We start from the raw sequence: 17,161 nt of genomic DNA, 5'->3' as shown, positions 1-17,161 counted from the left end.
ATCACGCTGAGACGGCATGTCCTTCGGAACGATGGCGTCCGGACCCAGAAAGGTGACGTTCGTGGCGATCCAAACTCCTTCCCCGTCTCTGGACCCAGCTCGCCTGGATGACTTGAGCGCGACCCTCCGTGGCCCGCTGTTCCGTCCCGGAGATCACGCCTACGACGATGCCAGGAAAGTCTTCAATGCAATGATCGACCGCCGGCCGGCCGCGATTGTCCGCGCCGCCGGCGCCGAGGATGTCCAGCGTACGGTGACTTTCGCCCGGGCAAACAACCTTCCAGTCTCCGTCAAAGGCGGCGGTCACAACGTGGCGGGAAGCGCCGTCAGCGACGGTGGTCTCATGCTGGACTGCTCAAGCATGAGCCTGGTTCAGGTGGATGGCGAACGCCGCGTCGCGGTGGCTGGCGCCGGGGCGCTGCTGGCGGATCTCGACTACGCCACCCAGCAGTTTGGCCTTGCCACACCGTTGGGCGTCGTATCTGTTACCGGTATCGCCGGCCTCACCCTCGGCGGCGGGATCGGCTGGCTGAACGGCAAGCACGGGCTCGCCTGCGACAACGTGCTCTCAGCCGAGATCGTGACGGCCGACGGCAACCTGGTGACGGCAAACCCCGAAGGGCACACCGACCTCTACTGGGCGATCCGGGGAGGCGGGGGAAACTTCGGCGCGGTTACCTCGTTTACCTATCGGCTGCATCCTGTCGGCCCGGTGCTGGCCGGTGGTTTCTCATTCCCGGCCGAGCGCACGAGGGAGATCCTCCAGTTCTACCCGGGTTTTGCCGCTGGCTGTCCCGACGAGCTGTCCATGTCGGCGAGTCTGGGGCGTGACGAATCGGGGCGCCCGGTCTTTGGCGTCGGTATCTGCTGGAGCGGCAAGCACACTGAAGCGGACATAGCGCTGCGGCCGCTCCGGGACCTCGGGCCTACTGCCGACTCAGTCGCGGCCACGGCGTACTCTGCACTCCAGAGCGCGCATGATGATGGCTTTCCTTCCGGTCGGAACCATTATTGGAAGTCGTGTTTCGTCACCGATCTCACCGATGCCGCCATCGACACCCTGCTGCAATTTGCGATCGAAATGCCGTCACCGGTCAGTGCCATCGGTATGCAGCAACTCCACGGATTGGCCGCCCGGGTTGACCCGTCGGCCACGGCATTTCCACATCGTCGGAGCCAGAGCGAACTCCTCATCCTGGCGCAGTGGGCGGACACGGCCGAGACCGAGCGCAACGTTGGCTGGGCGCGAGCCTTCTTCGAGGCGATGCGGCCATTCGCGGCGGGCGGGGTATACGTCAATGATCTGGGCGAAGAAGGCGAGGGCAGGGTCAGGGACGCGTACGGGGCGAACTACGATCGTCTTGCCGCCGTCAAAGCCACCTACGACCCCACCAACCTTTTCAGGTCGAACCAGAACATCCGCCCGAGCGTATAGCCAGTCTCACGTGTGCCGGGGCATCCGTTGAATTCCGGATGCCGAACCTTTCGCGCTTCCGTGGGCCGTGGCATCGTTGCTGCATGCAGACGGTATATGAGGCTGCCGGCGGTGCCGACTTTTTCCTGAACCTGGCCAACGCATGGCATGCCAGGGTCATGGCTGACGAGGTGGTCAGCCATGCGTTCAGCCACGGATTCCATCCCGACCACAGCCGGCGGCTCGCCGCCTATTGGGCGGAGGCTTTGGGCGGCCCGCCGGACTATTCGGGCTCCTACGGGAACGAGACATCAGTGGTGCGGATACACAGTGGCAACGGGCCGCACGAGGAGATGGACCGCAGGGCCATCGCCTGCTTCGACCAGGCCCTGACGGACGTCGGGCTCGCAGGCGACGACATCCTCCGCAAGGTGCTGCACGACTACTTCGCCTGGGCGACGAACACCACAATGTCCCGGTACCAACGCTCCCCGGACGATGTGCCCGACGGGCTGCGCATTCCAAAGTGGTCCTGGGACGGGCTCACGGCGAGGGCTGAACAAAGGCCACTTTCCGGAATTGGCTATGGTGCGCGCGCTTTGCAGCCACCTACCGTGGACGGGTAAGTACTCCCGCCGGAGTTCCCCGAAATCCAGAGACGGACCAGCATGCCCATCGTTGTGAACGAATATCCCTTCTCCCAGGTAGACGTCTTTGCCCCCGGCCCCAAGGCCGGGAACCCGGTCGCCGTCGTGCATGACGCCGAAGGCCTGTCCGCTGAACAGATGCAGAGCTTCGCGAACTGGACCAACCTGTCGGAGACCACTTTTCTGCAGAAGCCGACCCACCCGGAAGCGGACTACAAGCTGAGGATCTTTACCCCGGCGTCCGAACTGCCCTTTGCCGGGCATCCCACACTAGGCTCTGCCTATGCCTGGCTGGAAAAGGGCGGCCAGCCCCGCCACGACGGGGAGCTGGTGCAGGAATGCGAGGCAGGGCTGGTGAAAATCCGCCGCACCGATGCCGATCTGGCCTTTGCGGCACCGCCGCTGGTCCGGTCCGGCCCGGTTGAACCGGCAGTACTGGAACAGGCCATCGCCAGCCTGGGCATCGACGCCGCCCATGTCCTTGGCAGCAACTGGGTGGACAACGGCCCGGGCTGGATAGGGATCCGGCTTGAATCAGCGGAGCAGGTGCTGGAGCTGCAGCCCGACTTCGCGCTGATGGACCAGCTCTGTGTTGGCGTCATCGGAAGCAACGCGGAGTCAGGACCGGCGGACTACGAGGTCCGGGCGTTCGTGCCCGGGTTCAGTGTTCCCGAGGACCCGGTAACCGGCAGCCTTAACGCCGGACTCGCGCAATGGCTCCTCAGTGAAGGAGTGGTGGACGGCGATTACACCGTCCAGCAAGGCACCGTCCTGGGGCGCGGCGGTCTGCTGACCGTCACCGTCGAGGATGAAAACATCTGGGTTGGCGGGACCAGCCGCACCGTGGTGAGCGGCCGCGTGTCGCTGTAGGTGCACTCAGGGAACAGCAACCACTGACTCGATCTGCACCTTGGCCCCTAGTGGAAGGCCGGCCACCTGAACAGTGGTGCGGACAGGATACGGTTCCTGAAGTCGCCGGGCATACACACCGTTGATGGCTTCGAAGTCCTGATAATCAGTCAGATAGACAGTCGTGCGCAGTACATTGCTCAGTGTCAGCCCCTGTTCCTCCAGCAGGATCTGGAGATTGGTCAGCATCGTGTCGCACTGCTGGGAGACATCGTCTGAGACCAGCTCTCCGGTATCGCGGCGCTGGCCGATGATGCCTGCGGTGTATCCGATATTTCCGTGTTCAACGTAGTGCGAGAACGGGGCTGCGGACTGGTGGAGCTGCGGACTGAAGTGATGGCTGGGCATGGTTTCCTTCGGGCGACCTCGGTCTGAAGCACGGGTATTGGCAACCCTAGCGCGTGCAGGCGATCTGTTGTCCGCGTTGCCGGCACGTGGTCGGGAAAGCCAGCCCCGCCGGCGGTAGGCTCGGAAAATGATTGGACGCGTTGATGAGGTAGTAGTGGACTGCCAAAACCCGGCCGCACTTGCGGAGTTCTGGTCCTCGGTCCTCGGTGGCGAACCAGTGCATCGAAGCGAGGCGTGGTCCTTCATCGATCCGCCGGGATGGACGCGACTGGCCTTCCAACGGGTGCCCGAGAGCAAGCAAGGGAAGAACCGGCTCCACATAGACGTGCATGTGGAGGATGTGCCGGCAGCCTCCGTCGCCGCCGAAGCTCTCGGGGCCGTCAGGATCGGCGAGATCCACATGGATTCTGTGGGCACGTTCCAGGTGCTCCAGGATCCCGAGGGCAACGAGTGGTGCGTTGTGCGCTCAGCCGGAGCATCACAGACGAGCCCCTAGGAAAACTCCTTCAGCGCCTCCGTCAGGAGGCGGCCAGGCAGGCCGAGCCGCACGTGGGTGCCGTTGGAGGCCACCAGTTCCCCGGCGATGACGACGTCGGTGACATCGCTGGCCGTGGCACTGAACGGGAACTGCTCTGCCTTGGAACCTGCGGTGCGGGCCGAATCAGGATCAACGGCCATCAGATCGCAGACTGCTCCCACCCTCAGCGCCGACGCGGCAATGGGGGTGGCCATGGACCGGGCGGCCCCGTCCGTTGCGGCCCGCAGCAGTTCCCGCGGAGAGAACCTGCCGCGCTGCCCGGAACCGAGCCGTTCCCCGTGTTCCAGCGTGCGCATTTCGATCCATGGATCGATGACGGCGTGCTGGTCCGTGCCCAGCGCAATGGTGGCTCCGGCGTCGGACAATGCGCGGGCCGGGCCGATCCCGTCCGCGAGGTCGGCCTCGGTACTCGGGCACATCACCACCGTGGCGCCGGCATTGCCGAGCAGGGCGACGTCCCCGGACGTCAGGTGCGTGGCATGGACGGCCGAGAGCCGCCCGGACAGCAGGCCGTGCCGCTCCAGCAGGCCCGCGGGGGTGACGCCGTAGGCCTCCAGGCAGGCTTCGTTCTCCGCCGGCTGTTCGCTGAGGTGGATGTGAAGGGGCATATCCGCGGGCAGTTGCCCGGCCACCGCCGCCAGGTCCGTATCGGGCACGCCGCGCACGGAATGCATCGCGGCCCCCACGCCGACCATCTCCGCCGGAAAGCTTCGCGCGATTTCGTTCCGGAGCGAAAGGAGCCTCTCCAGCCAGGCCCGGACGTTGGCGTCGCCGAACCGCTGCTGTTCGGGACTGAGCGGCGTACCGATCCCTCCCGCCAGATACAGCGTGTCCAGGAGCGTCAGGCGGATCCCGGCCGCCATTGCCGCCCGGGCCAGGGCCAGCTCCATGGCATGCGGTTCCGCGTAGGGAGCCCCGCCCGGCTGGTGGTGGACGTAGTGGAATTCGGCAACGCTGCTGAAGCCGGCGACCACCATTTCCGCGAACACGGCACTGGCGAGCTTTTCGTAGGTTTCCGGCGTCAGTTCGGCCGCGCTCCGGTACATCTGCTCCCGCCAGACCCAGAAGTCACCGCGGCCGTCATGCGTCCGTCCGCGCAGGATCCTGTGGAAGGCATGGGAATGGGCGTTCGCGGCGGCCGGAAAGACGACGCCCTTCAGGATGTGGTCGCCGGGCTGCGGTTCCGCGCCGGACGTGATCCGCTCGATGCGGCCGTCCCGCACGTCCAGCCGCACCGACGCGCGCACTGCGGGGCCGCCGTCGGCTTCGCCGGTGCCACCGGCGCCGCCCACAACAGCCGTCTCGCACCAGAACCCCGTGACAGCGGGACCCGTCACAGGAGGCCATCCAGGACATCCGCGAGGGCGCCGGCACCGGTGTTGGCGTCCTCGTCGGCAACATACTCTTCCGGCGAATGCGAGATGCCGCTGGGATTGCGGACGAAGAGCATCGCGGACGGCACATACGCGGAGAGCACCCCGGCGTCGTGGCCGGCTCCGGTAGCCAGCAGCGGGGCGTCGGGCAGGATCCGGCTGATCCGCTGGGTCAGGCCGGGATGGAAGTGGACAGTGTCGCTGTAGGACTCTTCCGTGAGGGAAACGGAACATCCTTCGGCGGCCGCTATCTGCCGGGCGGCGCCATAGATCGTTTCGATCAGCCGGGCGGTCACGGCGTCGTCGGGATGCCTGGCGTCGAGCCACATGTCCACGCGGGAGGCAATGACGTTGGTTCCGCCGGGCACCGGCATCAGGCGTCCCACCGTGGCACGCGCATCCGGCTGGGCTGCGGCGGCGTCGCGTACGGCGACGATGATCTGTGCCGCTGCTACCATCGGATCCGCGCGGTCCGCCATCAGGGTAGTCCCGGCGTGGTTGCCCTGGCCGCTGATGCTCAGCTTCCAGCGGCCGTGCCCCAGGATGGAACTTCCGACGGCGATGGCCGGGCCGCCAGTGCCCAGGCCCTTGCCCTGCTCCACGTGCAGTTCAACAAAGTCGCCGATCCGCGCCAGGGCCTGGGGATCCGGACCGACGTGCCTGGGATCGAGGCCGTTCAACCGTGCGACGTCCGCAAAGGTGTTGCCGTCACCGTCGCGCAGGTTCCGTGCCTTGTCGACGTCGATGGCTCCGGTGAGCAGGCGGGATCCGAGGCAGGCCACACCGAAGCGGGAGCCCTCCTCTTCCGGGAACACCGTGATGGCCAGGGACCGGTTCGGCACTTTTCCGCGGGCTATCAGGATGTCGACGGCGGCGAGTGCCGATGCGACGCCCAGTGGGCCGTCAAAGGCGCCGCCGCCGGGCACTGAATCGAGATGGCTTCCCGTGACCAGGGCACCGTCCTGGGGTTTGCCCCACCAGGCCCAGATAATGCCGTTGCGGTCGGTCTCGACGGACAGGCCGCGCTGGAGCGCCTGTTCGATGAACCATGTCCTCAAGTCGAGTTCCGCCGTCGAGTAGACGGCCCGGGAATAGCCTCCGCGCACCGCGTCGCGGCCCACGTCCTTGATCGAGTCGAGGAGCTGATTGACGGTTTCCAAATGAACCTCCGCATAGTGTGGACTGCCACCAAGTAAAAACCACTTTCCACTCAATGACAAGGGTTCACGGCGAGGACGCCTGACAGTTAACACGCCCGGCAACATGCCCGAAACGGGGCCGTCGCACACGGCGCGAATCAACCCCGGCTTGATGAAGAACCTGTGAAATATGGGCGCCATCTATTGTCATCGGGTGAAAGTTGGTTTTTACTTAGTGGCAAGACAACGTGATTCGGACCACTTGGAAGTGGGTCATAAAGTGGCTGCAGATTCTTCAACACGGACGGTTGAGAGGGCGTTGGCTCTGCTCAGTGCAGTGTGCACTGACGGCTCCCTCACCCTGAGCGACGCCGCCCGCGTCGTCGACTTGTCCGCTAGCACGGCCCTTCGCCTCCTGCGCACTTTGGAGGGCAGCGGTTTCGTCTCCCGGGACCCGGGCGGGAACTTCCGCCCCGGCGCAAGCGTCATCCAGCTCGGAGCCCTGGCTCTGGGCCAGGAGTCACTGGTTTCGCTCTGCACACCGCACATGAAGCGGCTGGTGGCCCACACGGGCGAATCCTGCTATCTCAGCATTCCCGGTCCTGGGGACACCGGAATCTACATAGCAATTGTCGAAGGTACCCGCTCCGTCCGGCATACCAGCTGGGTGGGCCGGAGCATCCCGCTGGAAGGGTCCGCCGCAGGGCAGGTCCTGACAGGCGGCCAGCCAGACCGCGGCTTTGCCATAGTGCGAAGCGGCGTTGAAGACGACATCACCGCCGTCGCCGCACCGATCGTGATTGGTGGCCGCACCGTGGCCGCCCTGAGCATCGTGGTACCCAGCTACCGGCTGGACGAGGCGAAGGCCATAAACATCGGCGAGGAGCTTGTGAGGGTGGCCGCCAACGTCCTCACCGAGCCCTCCAAAGACCATGAACTGCCCCAGGAAAGCATGGAAGAGAAATGATCAAGTTTGAAAATGTCACCAAGGCCTACCCGGACGGGACGGTTGCCGTCGACGGGCTGTACCTCGAAGCCCCCACCGGGAAACTGACCATCCTGGTCGGGCCGTCGGGCTGCGGCAAGACCACCTCGCTGCGAATGATCAACCGCCTGATCGAACCCACCAGCGGCACCATCTACCTGGACGACCAGCCGACTTCCGGCATGGACGCAGCATTGCTCCGCCGCCGGATCGGCTATGTGATCCAGCACGCGGGTCTGTTCCCGCACCGCACCATCGTGGACAACGTCGCAACCATGCCGGTGCTGCTCGGCGAGAGCCGGCAAAAAGCCCGCATGACGGCCCTTGAGCTCATGGAGCGGGTGGGCCTCCCTGCGAACTTCGCCAAGCGCTACCCCTGGCAGCTCTCGGGCGGCCAGCAGCAGCGTGTTGGCGTGGCCCGCGCCCTGGCCTCGGACCCTGCATTCATGCTTATGGACGAACCCTTCAGCGCCGTGGACCCGGTGGTCCGTGCGCAGCTCCAGGACGAATTCCTCCGCCTGCAGCGTGAAATCGGCAAGACCATCATCATGGTTACCCACGATATCGACGAGGCCCTCAAGCTCGGGGACCAGGTCGCCGTGATGCGCGTCGGCGGGAAGCTCGCCCAGATGGCCACCCCGTCGGAGCTCCTGACCTCCCCGGCCGACGCGTTCGTGGCCGACTTCGTCGGACGCGACCGCGGCTACCGCTCGCTCGGCTTCACCAATGTGGCCGGCACTGTGGCGGTCAGCGAAGAAGCCGTGGTTCAGCTCGGAGCCTCCGCCGCGGAGGCACAGGCGAGGGCCTCCGGCGCTTGGGTCCTGGTGGTCGACGGCGGACGGAAGCCGCTTGGCTGGGCTCAGCCCGAGCTGATCGGCGGCGAGCTGAAGCGGGAGCATCTGAACCTCAGCGGCACGTCCGCGACATCGACCGGGACCATGCGCCAGCTGCTTGACGCCGCGCTGTCCTCCCCCAGCCGCCGCGGCGTCGTGGTCAATGACAGCGGTGAGCTCATCGGCACGGTCACTGCGTCCGATATCGTCAAGGCCATCGAGGCCGAACCGCATCTGGAGACCGCCCGATGAACATTGAATGGCTGAGCCGCCAGTTCGACAACATTGTGTTCCTGCTTGGCTGGCATGTCCTGCTGGCCGTCACACCGCTGGTCCTCGGGCTGCTGATTGCCCTGCCCTTGGGCTGGTGGGCACACCGCAGCCGCCGGATCTACCCCCTCCTGGTGGGCATCGCGGGCCTGCTGTACACCGTGCCCTCGCTGGCATTGTTCGTGTTGCTGCCGCTGGTCCTGGGCACCAAGATCCTGGACCCCCTCAACATCGTGGGCGCGCTGACCATCTACACGGTGGCGCTGCTGGTCCGGGTGGTGGCCGATGCCCTGGATTCCGTTCCCGAAGATACCGTCCAGGCGGCGAAAGCCATGGGCTACCGCGCCTACCAGAGCCTGCTGAAGGTGGAGCTCCCGGTCGGTGTCCCAGTGATCAGCGCCGGCCTCCGCGTTGCCGCCGTCTCCAACGTAAGCCTCGTGTCAGTGGCGGCACTGCTCGGCATCCCCCAGCTCGGTTCCCTCTTCACCCAGGGCTTCCAGCTGCGGTTCTTCACCCCGATCATCGCCGGCATCATCCTCTGCGTGGTCCTCGCCATGATCCTTGACGGACTGATCATCCTCCTCAACCGGTGGCTGACACCGTGGACCCCCAAGGTGGTGGCATCATGAACTACTTGTTCGACCCCGCGCACTGGACCGGTGCCGACGGCATCCCCAACCTCATCGGCGAACACCTCGTGTACTCGCTCATCGCCCTCGCCATCGCGGCCGTGATCGCGGTTCCGCTCGGCATCTACATCGGCGTCACCGGCAAGGGCGTCTTCATGATCGCCGGCCTCGCCAACGCCCTCCGGGCCCTGCCCAGCGTGGGACTCCTGATCCTGCTCGTGCTGCTGATCTCGCCCGCCTTCCCCTCGAAAATGGGCTACATCCTGCCGAGCCTGATTGTGTTGGTGCTGCTTGCGGTGCCGCCCATCCTGACCAACACCTATGCAGGAATCCGCGCGGTGGATGCTGCCGCCGTCGACGCCGCCAAGGGCATGGGCTTCCGCACCATGAAGATCCTCACGGATGTTCAGCTTCCCTGTTCACTCCCGCTGATGCTGTCCGGCGTCCGCAGCGCACTGCTGCAGATCATCTCGACGGCGACCATCGCCGCCTACATTTCGCTCGGCGGCCTCGGCCGCCTGCTCATCGACGGCAAGGCCCAGAACGACTACAGCCAGATGGTGGCCGGCGCCGTGCTGGTGGCCCTGCTGGCCCTGTTCTTCGACCAGCTGCTTGCCTTCATCACCCGCCGGGTCGTCTCACCAGGACTGACCCGGCTCACCGTCAAGTCGGCCGCCGCGGCCGACACCGTGAAAATCCCCGCCACGGTCTGAACCACCACTTCACGCATCACGCAACATCCCAACCGCCGTCCGGCAACAGACCCACCCCACCCTGGCCGCTGCATGCCCCGCGCCAGACTCCCCCAGAGAGCATCGACATGAAAAAGTACCTGACCGGCATCACCCTCGCGGCTGCTGCCGCCCTTGCCCTGACCGCCTGCGGCGGGGATCCGATGAGCAGCTCCAACACCCAGACCGCCGCCTCGAGCGACAGCATCATCGTCGGTTCCGCGGACTTCCCGGAAAGCCAGCTGATCGCCAAGATCTACGCCGAAGCGCTCAAGTCCAAGGGCGTCCAGGTGACCGAAAAGCCCAGCATCGGCAGCCGCGAAGTCACCATCCCCGCCCTCAAGGACGGCTCCATCGACCTCATGCCCGAATACGGCGGAGCCCTCCTGCAGTACCTTGATTCCGCGACCAAGGCGGTCTCCTCCGACGACGTTGCCAAGGAACTGGCCACGAAGATCCCCTCCGGACTGACCATGCTCACCGCCTCTGAAGCAGAGGACAAGGATGTCCTCGCCGTCAAGAAGGAAACGGCCGACCAGCACAACCTCAAGTCCATCAGCGACCTCCAGCCCGTGGCCAAGGAACTCGTCCTGGGAGGCCCGCCGGAGTGGAAGACCCGGCTCAACGGTGTCGCCGGCCTGAAGTCCGTCTACGGTCTTGAATTCAAGGAATTCTCGGCGCTCGACGCCGGTGGTCCCCTGACGCTGAACGCCCTTCTTTCCGGCCAGGTACAGGTTGCCGATATCTTCAGCACCGACCCCGCGCTGGCGGCCAACAACCTCGTTGCCCTCGAAGACGACAAGAACCTCTTCCTGTCCGAGAACATCGTCCCCGTCATCAACGAGAAGAAGTCCACAGCCACCGTCAAGGAGGTCCTGAACAAAGTCTCCGCGGCCCTCACCACGGAAGACCTCATCGAGATGAACGGCCGCGTGGCGAAGTTCGAGGACATCGGCGAGATCGCCAAGGACTGGCTCAAGTCCAAGAACCTGGCCTAGGTCCGCCGCGAGACAACAGGAGTACACAATGACAGCCGATTTCACCACCGGTGCCCGCCCGGTCAAAGCAGCCCGCGGTACCGAGCTCACCGCCAAGTCCTGGCAGACCGAAGCCCCGCTGCGGATGCTGATGAACAACCTGGACCCCGAGGTCGCCGAGCGCCCCGATGACCTGGTGGTCTACGGCGGCACCGGCCGGGCGGTCCGGTCCTGGGCGGCGTTTGATGCGATCACCCGCACCCTGGAGACGATGGAGAAGGACGAGACCCTGCTGGTCCAGTCCGGCAAGCCGGTCGGTGTGTTCCGGACCAACGAATGGGCTCCGCGGGTGCTGCTGGCCAACTCCAACCTGGTCGGGGACTGGGCGAACTGGCCCGAGTTCCGCCGGCTCGAGGCCGAGGGCCTGATGATGTACGGGCAGATGACCGCCGGGTCCTGGATCTACATCGGCACCCAGGGCATCCTGCAGGGCACCTACGAAACGTTCGCCGCCGTCGGGCGCAAGCTCCAGGGCGAAGGCCGCATCCCGGCACCCGCCGGCGATGGAACAGCCGGCGGACCCCTCGCCGGGACGCTGACCCTGACCGGGGGCTGCGGTGGCATGGGCGGGGCGCAGCCGCTCGCGGTCACCCTGAACGACGGCGCCTGCCTGATCGTTGACGTCGACGAGACCCGGCTGCGCCGCCGCGTCGGCAAGCGCTACCTGGACGAGGTCGAAACCGATCTTGACACCGCGATCGCCAAGGTCCAGAAGGCCAAGGACGAGCGCCGCGGCTGGTCCGTGGGCTACGTGGGCAACGCCGCCGAGGTCTTCCCCGAACTCCTGCGCCGGCACAAGGCAGGCGAGCTGAGCATCGACGTCGTCACCGACCAGACCTCCGCGCACGATCCGCTCTCCTACCTGCCCGAGGGCATCACCGTGGACGAATGGCACACCGAGGCCGCCGCGGACCCGGAAGGCTTCACCAAGAAGGCCCAGGCCTCCATGGCCCGGCAGGTCCAGGCCATGGTCGAGTTCCAGGACGCCGGGGCCGAGGTGTTCGACTACGGCAACTCCATCCGCGACGAGGCCCGCACGGGCGGCTATGACCGGGCGTTCGAGTTCCCCGGCTTCGTCCCTGCCTACATCCGGCCGCTGTTCTGCGAGGGCCTGGGCCCGTTCCGCTGGGTCGCGCTCTCCGGTGACCCCGAAGACATCGCCGTGACCGATGCGGCGATCAAGGAGCTCTTCCCGGAGAACACGCACCTGCACAAGTGGCTCGACGCCGCGGCCGAGCGGGTCGAGTTCGAGGGCCTGCCGGCCCGGATCTGCTGGCTCGGCTACGGCGAACGCGCCAAGGCCGGCCTGCTCTTCAACCAGCTCGTCAAAGAAGGCAAAGTCAAAGCCCCCATCGTGATCGGCCGCGACCACCTGGACTCCGGCTCCGTCGCGTCCCCGTACCGGGAGACCGAGGCCATGGCCGACGGTTCCGACGCGATCGCCGACTGGCCGCTGCTCAACGCCCTGCTCAACACCGCCTCGGGTGCCACCTGGGTCTCGCTCCACCACGGCGGCGGCGTCGGCATCGGCCGCTCCATCCACGCCGGCCAGGTCTCCGTCGCCGACGGCACCGACCTCGCCGCGCAGAAACTCGAACGCCTCCTGACCAACGACCCCGGCATGGGCGTCATCCGCCACGCCGACGCCGGCTACGACCGCGCCCTAGAGGTCGCCAAAGAACGCGGCGTCCGCATCCCCATGAACGAAACCCGCTAACTAACCCATCGATTGCTCCGTAGCCGCCGTTTTGAGCCACGAAAAGGGCACCTACGGAGCAATCGATAAGAAAGGACCATCCGTGATTGAGATCGACGGCCGCGAGCTGGCCTTGGCAGACATCGCTGCGGTGGCTGCAGGGGGCGCGCAGGTGACATTGACGCCGTCGGCCGTTGAGCGGATGGCTGACTCCCAGCGGTCCGCGCGGGCAACCGCGCTGGTCCGGCCTGTCTACGGACGGTCCACCGGCGTCGGCGCCAACCGCTCGGTCGCGCTGGACCAGGCGGCCGGGGCAGCGGATCCGCACGGGCTAAACCTCCTGCGGAGCCATGCAGTGGATGCCGGGAACGTCCTGGACCGGGAAACCGTCCGGGCCATGCTCGTCATTAGGCTCTCCCAGCTCGCCGCGGGGTCCTCCGGAATCAACCCGGCAGTGGCCGAAGCCCTGCAGGAGATGCTTAACTCCGATTTCCTGCCGGAAATCAGGGAGTACGGCGGCATCGGCACGGCCGACCTCCCGGCCCTGTCCGGCACGGCACTGACCCTGCTGGGCGAACGCAAAACCATGGACGGCCGGCAGATCACTTCACCGATTCCCGGATGGGCCACCGAGGACGCCCTGCCGTTCGTCAGCTCCAGCGCCCTGACCATTGCGCAGGCAGTCCTCGCCCAGCAAAAACTGGCCACCCTCCTGCACAACCTGGTGTCCATCAGCGCGTTGTCCTTCACCGCGATGTCCGGCAACCCGGAAGCGTTCGGACCGGAGGTTGGCCGGGCAGCCGACTCAGCGGCCGTCACCGGCATGGCCGCCGAACTGAACAGGCTGGTGGAGGGCAGTGGCAACCCGGCCAGGATCCAGGATCCGTACTGCCTTCGCACGCTCCCCCAGTCCCTCGGCGCCGTAGCCGAGGAATTGGATGCCCTCAAAGCCGTGCTGGAACGCCTGGTGGTGGCCGGCAACGAGAACCCGTTGGTGTTCGGTTCGGCGGGGGACGGCAGCAACGGCGTCGCCCACCACGGGCTGTTCCAGATGACCACCTTGGCACGGCGCGTGGACGGGGTTCAGCTGGCGATCGGTGCGGCGTGTGCCACCAACCTGCGCCGGATCAGCCTGCTCTGCGACCCCGCCTACACCGGGCTCAACCGGTTCCTGGCGGCGGACGATTCGGGCCAGTCCGGCGTCATGATGCTGGAGTACGTGGCCGCCGCCGCGGCAGGACACATCCGCGCAAATGCGCAGCCGGCAAGCCTGCAGACCGTGGTGCTCTCGTTGGGCGCCGAAGAAGACGCCAGCTTCGCCAGCGTGGGGGCTGCGCGGCTGGATTCGACCGTGCGGGCCCTGACCACCGTCGTCGGCGTCGAACTTGTCTGCGCCGGGAGGGCCCTGAGGCTCCAGGGCCGGACGCCGCGGGAGTTCACCAGCCCGCGGTTCAGGAAGGCCCTCGACGCCGCGCTGTCACTGCCTGCCGACGTCCAGGACCGGGACCTCAGGGCAGACGTCGATGCCGCGGTGCGGCTCGTGACGATTCCGGAATTCGGCAGCCCTGCACCTAGCCGCCAAACACCACATTAACCGGCGGCTCCCCCGCCAGCATGAGGTCGATCTGGCGCTGCAGCAGCCGGCCCATCCTCGGGCGCATGGCCGAGCTGGCCCCGCCCACGTGCGGAGTGATGATGACGCCGGGCGTGCCCCACAGCGGGTGGTCCCCGGGCAGCGGCTCGGGGTCCGTGACGTCGAGGGCGGCACGGATCCGGCCCGAGGCGGTGTGTCGGACGAGCGCCTCAGTGTCCGCCACCGGTCCCCTGGCCACGTTGACCAGCAGCGCGCCGTCGGGCATCGCCGCAAGGAACTTGTCGTCGATAAGGTGCTTGGTGGCGTCGCTGAGCGGAACGCCGACCACCACGATGTCGTGGTCCGGCAGCAGTTCCGGCAGCTCGGCAATTCCGTGGATGACGCCGTTCTCATCCTTCCGAGGCCGGCTCGCCACCCGCGTCACGGTCGTTTCGAACGGGATGAGCCGCTGCTCGATCGCCTTGCCCACACCGCCGTAGCCGACGATGAGGACGCGGCGGTCAGCGAGGCTGGCGGTGGGCCGGGCTTCCCACAGGCCCTCTTGCTGGTTGCGCAGGAGCCGCGGCAATTCCCGCTGGCTGGCCAGCATCATGGCGAGGACCAGTTCCGCGGTGGAGGTTTCGTGCACCCCGGCGGCATTGGCGAAAACGCGGCCTTCCGGGAGCGAGTCCGCGACGCCGTCGTACCCGATCGACTGGCTCTGCGCCAGCGTGGTCTCCACCGCCTCAAGGTTCCGGAGGACGCGCGTCCCGCCCATGTACGGCGGGACCACAATGTCGATCTCCGGCTGCGGCGGCTCGCCAGTGAAGTCCCACTCAAGAACAGTGACGTCGGGATTCGGAGTCAGGTACTCACGAAGTACCGCGTCCGGCAGGCTGACTGTGATCTTCCGGGTCATGATTCTCCAACTGCTCCGTCGGCTCGGGGCGGGCCGGCGCCACGAAGCGCGGCCTGCCGGGAGGGTTCTTTGCTGCCAGCCTAGTGGAGGGACGGGTTCCAACGCCGTTGCGGGCCCGGGCTCGGGACGGACCCGCGATATTCCAAGGGAATTGGCGAGTGTCGCGGAACGCCGCCTTGAGCAAACGCGGCGAAGATAACCGCATGGATATTGCTGATCACTACGCCCTGAAGACCGGCTCCGCGCCGCTGGCCAGCGGCTCGTTCGCAGCGTTGACCGTCCAAAGCCTGGGCATCCTTCGGATTCCCTCGGGCCAGCTGGGCGCGTGTGATCCGTTCATCGATCTGGAACAGCCGGCCGTCGTCCACATTCCGCCAGGAGACTACCCGGTGAGGGTCACCATTGCCGATGTTTCCGAGGACCAGGACGGATCACACACGCGCGAGGCCTACCTGTCCGTCATCCTGTCCGATGCAGAGCCGGCCACGGTCGGGCCCGCACCGGGACCAGGCGGGCCCTCGGATGAAGGCGCGTTTTTTGGCGTCGGTGTGGACGCGGGGACAGTTGCCTTTGTTGACGCCGACTCCGTCGCACGTTGCATGCCGGCCGGCGGCACGGACTGGTACGAGGACCTCTACGATTCCGGCGAACCGGACTCCTGGTTTTCCGTCATGGATGCCGATGCGCCCCTTCCCGCCGGTTTGGCCAACATCGTGATGCCCCGGGCCACCGCCGGGGAAAACGTAGTACTCGCTCATTCCGGATGGGGGGATGGGTTCTACCCACTCCTGCAGACGAGGGCCGCGGACGGACATGTGACGGGCATACACATCGACCTGCGCGTCGTTGGGAAATTCGACGAGGACCCGGCGGACCCCACGACGGCGAATGAACCGCCCGCGCCCGAACCGACGCCTCAGCCTCAGAAGAAGAGCTGGTTCGCACGGCTGCTGGGCCGATGATGCTGGTGTATGACGAGAACGCCCTGCTCGCGAGGCTGGAGCCACTGGACCGCTGGGCGAAAACCGCCTTCGCCGCAGCGTGCGCTCAACGGCTGTTTCCTCACTACGAGCGATATGCACGTTCGGCCGATACCCTGGCTCACGCCCAAATATTGGCGGATATCCTCTCGACCGCCTGGGACGTTGCGTCGGGACGCGTGGTGATCGTGCAGCCGCTGCAATCCGAAGCCGAGTCGATGGTTCCTTCGGAGGACGGAGACAACGCCCTGGAGTCGGGCTATGCGGAGAACGCGGCGGTTGCCGTGGCGTACGCAATCAGGACGTGGCTCTCGGACGATCCGCAAGAAGCCGTTTGGGCCGCACGCCAAGTTTTTGACGTGGCCGATTATGCCTTCTGGCTGGCGAATCCGAATGCGGATGTCAACGATAGGAGCAGCAACAATGCGGTTATGAAGTCCGACATTGTCCAAGAGGCGCTGTCAGCCATCGACCGGTACCTCGACGCTGTTGCCTCGGCGCCACCGTCGTGGCTTGACCTCCGCAAGCGCTCTCGAAGGACAATTTTGGGCCACCAAATTTCCCTGACCCACTACGGTCCAGGCTCGGCTGCCCTCCAAAACCGTTGCGGGCACCGTTGCGGCACCGTTGCGGGCCACTTTGCGTCGGTGTAGCTTGGCCGGATGCTGAGCATTGGCTCGATCGTGATCCGCGTTGATGACCTCCAGCGCCAGATGGCCTTTTGGCAGGCCGCCCTCGGCTTCGTGCCGCGGCATGCACCGGAGGACGATTTTGTAATCCTCCAGTCCCCGGACGGTAAAGGCACCTGCATATCGCTGGACCGAGTCCCGTCGACGGTGCACATCCCGCCGCGCATCCACCTGGACCCGTACACGCAGGACCAGAGCGGCGAGGTTGAGCGGCTCCTTGGCCTGGGGGCCACCCGCGTCGAGTGGAGCAAACGGCCCGCCGACGCGGACTACGTGATAATGGCAGATCCCGAGGGCAACCGGTTCTGCGTCATCGACACCGCCGGCCCCGGCTCCGGGTAGCGCCCTGCAGAAACACCCAAAAGCGCACAGGAACATCCCGCCACCGTTGACTCGGGCCTGCCCTGCCTGTTAGAAATGATCGGAAAGCGGTTTCCGAATGCAGTCAGTC

Annotated in this window: 18 protein-coding genes; 14 read left to right on the top strand and 4 right to left on the bottom strand. The window is 66.1% G+C overall.

Annotated elements, in window-relative coordinates; translation table 11 throughout:
• The first annotated feature begins 61 nt into the window (after window positions 1-61).
• The 3 genes from J2S97_RS15310 to J2S97_RS15300 all read left to right on the top strand — a co-directional run bounded on the left by J2S97_RS15310 (window position 62) and on the right by J2S97_RS15300 (window position 2,931).
• Entirely contained in the window at window positions 62-1,435 is a 1,374-nt protein-coding gene (locus J2S97_RS15310; protein ID WP_307050801.1) for an FAD-binding oxidoreductase, read from the top strand.
• Window positions 1,436-1,518: 83 nt separating this feature from the next.
• Window positions 1,519-2,040: a group II truncated hemoglobin gene (locus tag J2S97_RS15305; protein WP_307050800.1), complete on the top strand. Its 522-nt coding sequence runs from the start codon at window positions 1,519-1,521 to the stop codon at window positions 2,038-2,040.
• A gap of 42 nt (window positions 2,041-2,082) precedes the next feature.
• Complete coding sequence (locus J2S97_RS15300) at window positions 2,083-2,931, top strand: PhzF family phenazine biosynthesis protein (RefSeq protein ID WP_307050799.1); 849 nt, start codon at window positions 2,083-2,085, stop codon at window positions 2,929-2,931.
• A 6-nt stretch (window positions 2,932-2,937) separates the two neighbouring features.
• Here the strand turns inward: J2S97_RS15300 and J2S97_RS15295 are convergent, their stop codons facing one another.
• Entirely contained in the window at window positions 2,938-3,318 is a 381-nt protein-coding gene (locus tag J2S97_RS15295) for a RidA family protein (RefSeq protein ID WP_307050798.1), read from the bottom strand.
• A gap of 127 nt (window positions 3,319-3,445) precedes the next feature.
• On the opposite strand from J2S97_RS15295, the gene J2S97_RS15290 reads away from it, so the two are divergent.
• Window positions 3,446-3,814 carry a VOC family protein gene (locus tag J2S97_RS15290; RefSeq protein WP_307050797.1) on the top strand — a complete coding sequence of 123 codons (369 nt, stop codon included), beginning with the start codon at window positions 3,446-3,448 and terminating at the stop codon, window positions 3,812-3,814.
• On the opposite strand, the gene J2S97_RS15285 is transcribed toward J2S97_RS15290, so the two are convergent.
• Entirely contained in the window at window positions 3,811-5,193 is a 1,383-nt protein-coding gene (locus J2S97_RS15285) for a formimidoylglutamate deiminase (protein ID WP_307050796.1), read from the bottom strand. The two genes, J2S97_RS15290 and J2S97_RS15285, sit on opposite strands and share 4 nt — an antisense overlap.
• Window positions 5,190-6,389, bottom strand: a complete 1,200-nt coding sequence (locus J2S97_RS15280) for an allantoate amidohydrolase (RefSeq protein ID WP_307050795.1) — start codon at window positions 6,387-6,389, stop codon at window positions 5,190-5,192. The genes J2S97_RS15285 and J2S97_RS15280 overlap by 4 nt, the downstream gene beginning before the upstream one ends.
• Window positions 6,390-6,603: 214 nt before the next feature.
• Between J2S97_RS15280 and J2S97_RS15275 the strand changes: the two genes are divergently transcribed.
• From J2S97_RS15275 to J2S97_RS15245, 7 genes are all read left to right on the top strand, one after another.
• Window positions 6,604-7,335, top strand: a complete 732-nt coding sequence (locus J2S97_RS15275) for an IclR family transcriptional regulator (protein WP_373460568.1) — start codon at window positions 6,604-6,606, stop codon at window positions 7,333-7,335.
• Window positions 7,332-8,438 carry an ATP-binding cassette domain-containing protein gene (locus J2S97_RS15270; protein WP_307050793.1) on the top strand — a complete coding sequence of 369 codons (1,107 nt, stop codon included), beginning with the start codon at window positions 7,332-7,334 and terminating at the stop codon, window positions 8,436-8,438. Before J2S97_RS15275 ends, J2S97_RS15270 begins: the two co-directional genes overlap by 4 nt.
• Entirely contained in the window at window positions 8,435-9,085 is a 651-nt protein-coding gene (locus J2S97_RS15265; RefSeq protein WP_307050792.1) for an ABC transporter permease, read from the top strand. Before J2S97_RS15270 ends, J2S97_RS15265 begins: the two co-directional genes overlap by 4 nt.
• Window positions 9,082-9,798, top strand: coding sequence for an ABC transporter permease (locus J2S97_RS15260; RefSeq protein ID WP_307050791.1), 717 nt, complete (start codon window positions 9,082-9,084; stop codon window positions 9,796-9,798). The genes J2S97_RS15265 and J2S97_RS15260 overlap by 4 nt, the downstream gene beginning before the upstream one ends.
• 107 nt (window positions 9,799-9,905) lie before the next feature.
• On the top strand, window positions 9,906-10,814 hold the full coding sequence (locus tag J2S97_RS15255) for an ABC transporter substrate-binding protein (protein WP_307050790.1): 909 nt from the start codon (window positions 9,906-9,908) through the stop codon (window positions 10,812-10,814).
• A gap of 28 nt (window positions 10,815-10,842) precedes the next feature.
• Window positions 10,843-12,570, top strand: coding sequence for a urocanate hydratase (locus J2S97_RS15250; protein ID WP_307050789.1), 1,728 nt, complete (start codon window positions 10,843-10,845; stop codon window positions 12,568-12,570).
• Between the two features lie 82 nt (window positions 12,571-12,652).
• Window positions 12,653-14,143 carry an aromatic amino acid lyase gene (locus J2S97_RS15245; protein WP_307050788.1) on the top strand — a complete coding sequence of 497 codons (1,491 nt, stop codon included), beginning with the start codon at window positions 12,653-12,655 and terminating at the stop codon, window positions 14,141-14,143.
• On the opposite strand, the gene J2S97_RS15240 is transcribed toward J2S97_RS15245, so the two are convergent.
• Window positions 14,121-15,041: a 2-hydroxyacid dehydrogenase gene (locus J2S97_RS15240; RefSeq protein ID WP_307050787.1), complete on the bottom strand. Its 921-nt coding sequence runs from the start codon at window positions 15,039-15,041 to the stop codon at window positions 14,121-14,123. The two genes, J2S97_RS15245 and J2S97_RS15240, sit on opposite strands and share 23 nt — an antisense overlap.
• A 203-nt stretch (window positions 15,042-15,244) precedes the next feature.
• Here J2S97_RS15240 and J2S97_RS15235 point away from each other — a divergent pair, with 203 nt between their 5' ends.
• Genes J2S97_RS15235 through J2S97_RS15225 form a run of 3 tightly spaced genes read left to right on the top strand, consistent with a single transcriptional unit; the run spans window position 15,245 to window position 17,052 of the window.
• Window positions 15,245-16,003 carry a DUF4241 domain-containing protein gene (locus J2S97_RS15235; protein ID WP_307050786.1) on the top strand — a complete coding sequence of 253 codons (759 nt, stop codon included), beginning with the start codon at window positions 15,245-15,247 and terminating at the stop codon, window positions 16,001-16,003.
• Window positions 16,000-16,674 carry a DUF416 family protein gene (locus J2S97_RS15230; protein WP_307050785.1) on the top strand — a complete coding sequence of 225 codons (675 nt, stop codon included), beginning with the start codon at window positions 16,000-16,002 and terminating at the stop codon, window positions 16,672-16,674. Before J2S97_RS15235 ends, J2S97_RS15230 begins: the two co-directional genes overlap by 4 nt.
• A 9-nt stretch (window positions 16,675-16,683) precedes the next feature.
• Window positions 16,684-17,052, top strand: a complete 369-nt coding sequence (locus tag J2S97_RS15225) for a VOC family protein (protein WP_307050784.1) — start codon at window positions 16,684-16,686, stop codon at window positions 17,050-17,052.
• Window positions 17,053-17,161 lie beyond the last annotated feature (109 nt).

It is taken from the genome of Arthrobacter oryzae, assembly GCF_030812315.1.
Taxonomy (GTDB): domain Bacteria; phylum Actinomycetota; class Actinomycetes; order Actinomycetales; family Micrococcaceae; genus Arthrobacter; species Arthrobacter oryzae_B.
The sequence above is the reverse complement of the archived record's forward strand: the minus strand, read 5'-3'. Positions and strand labels throughout refer to the sequence as shown.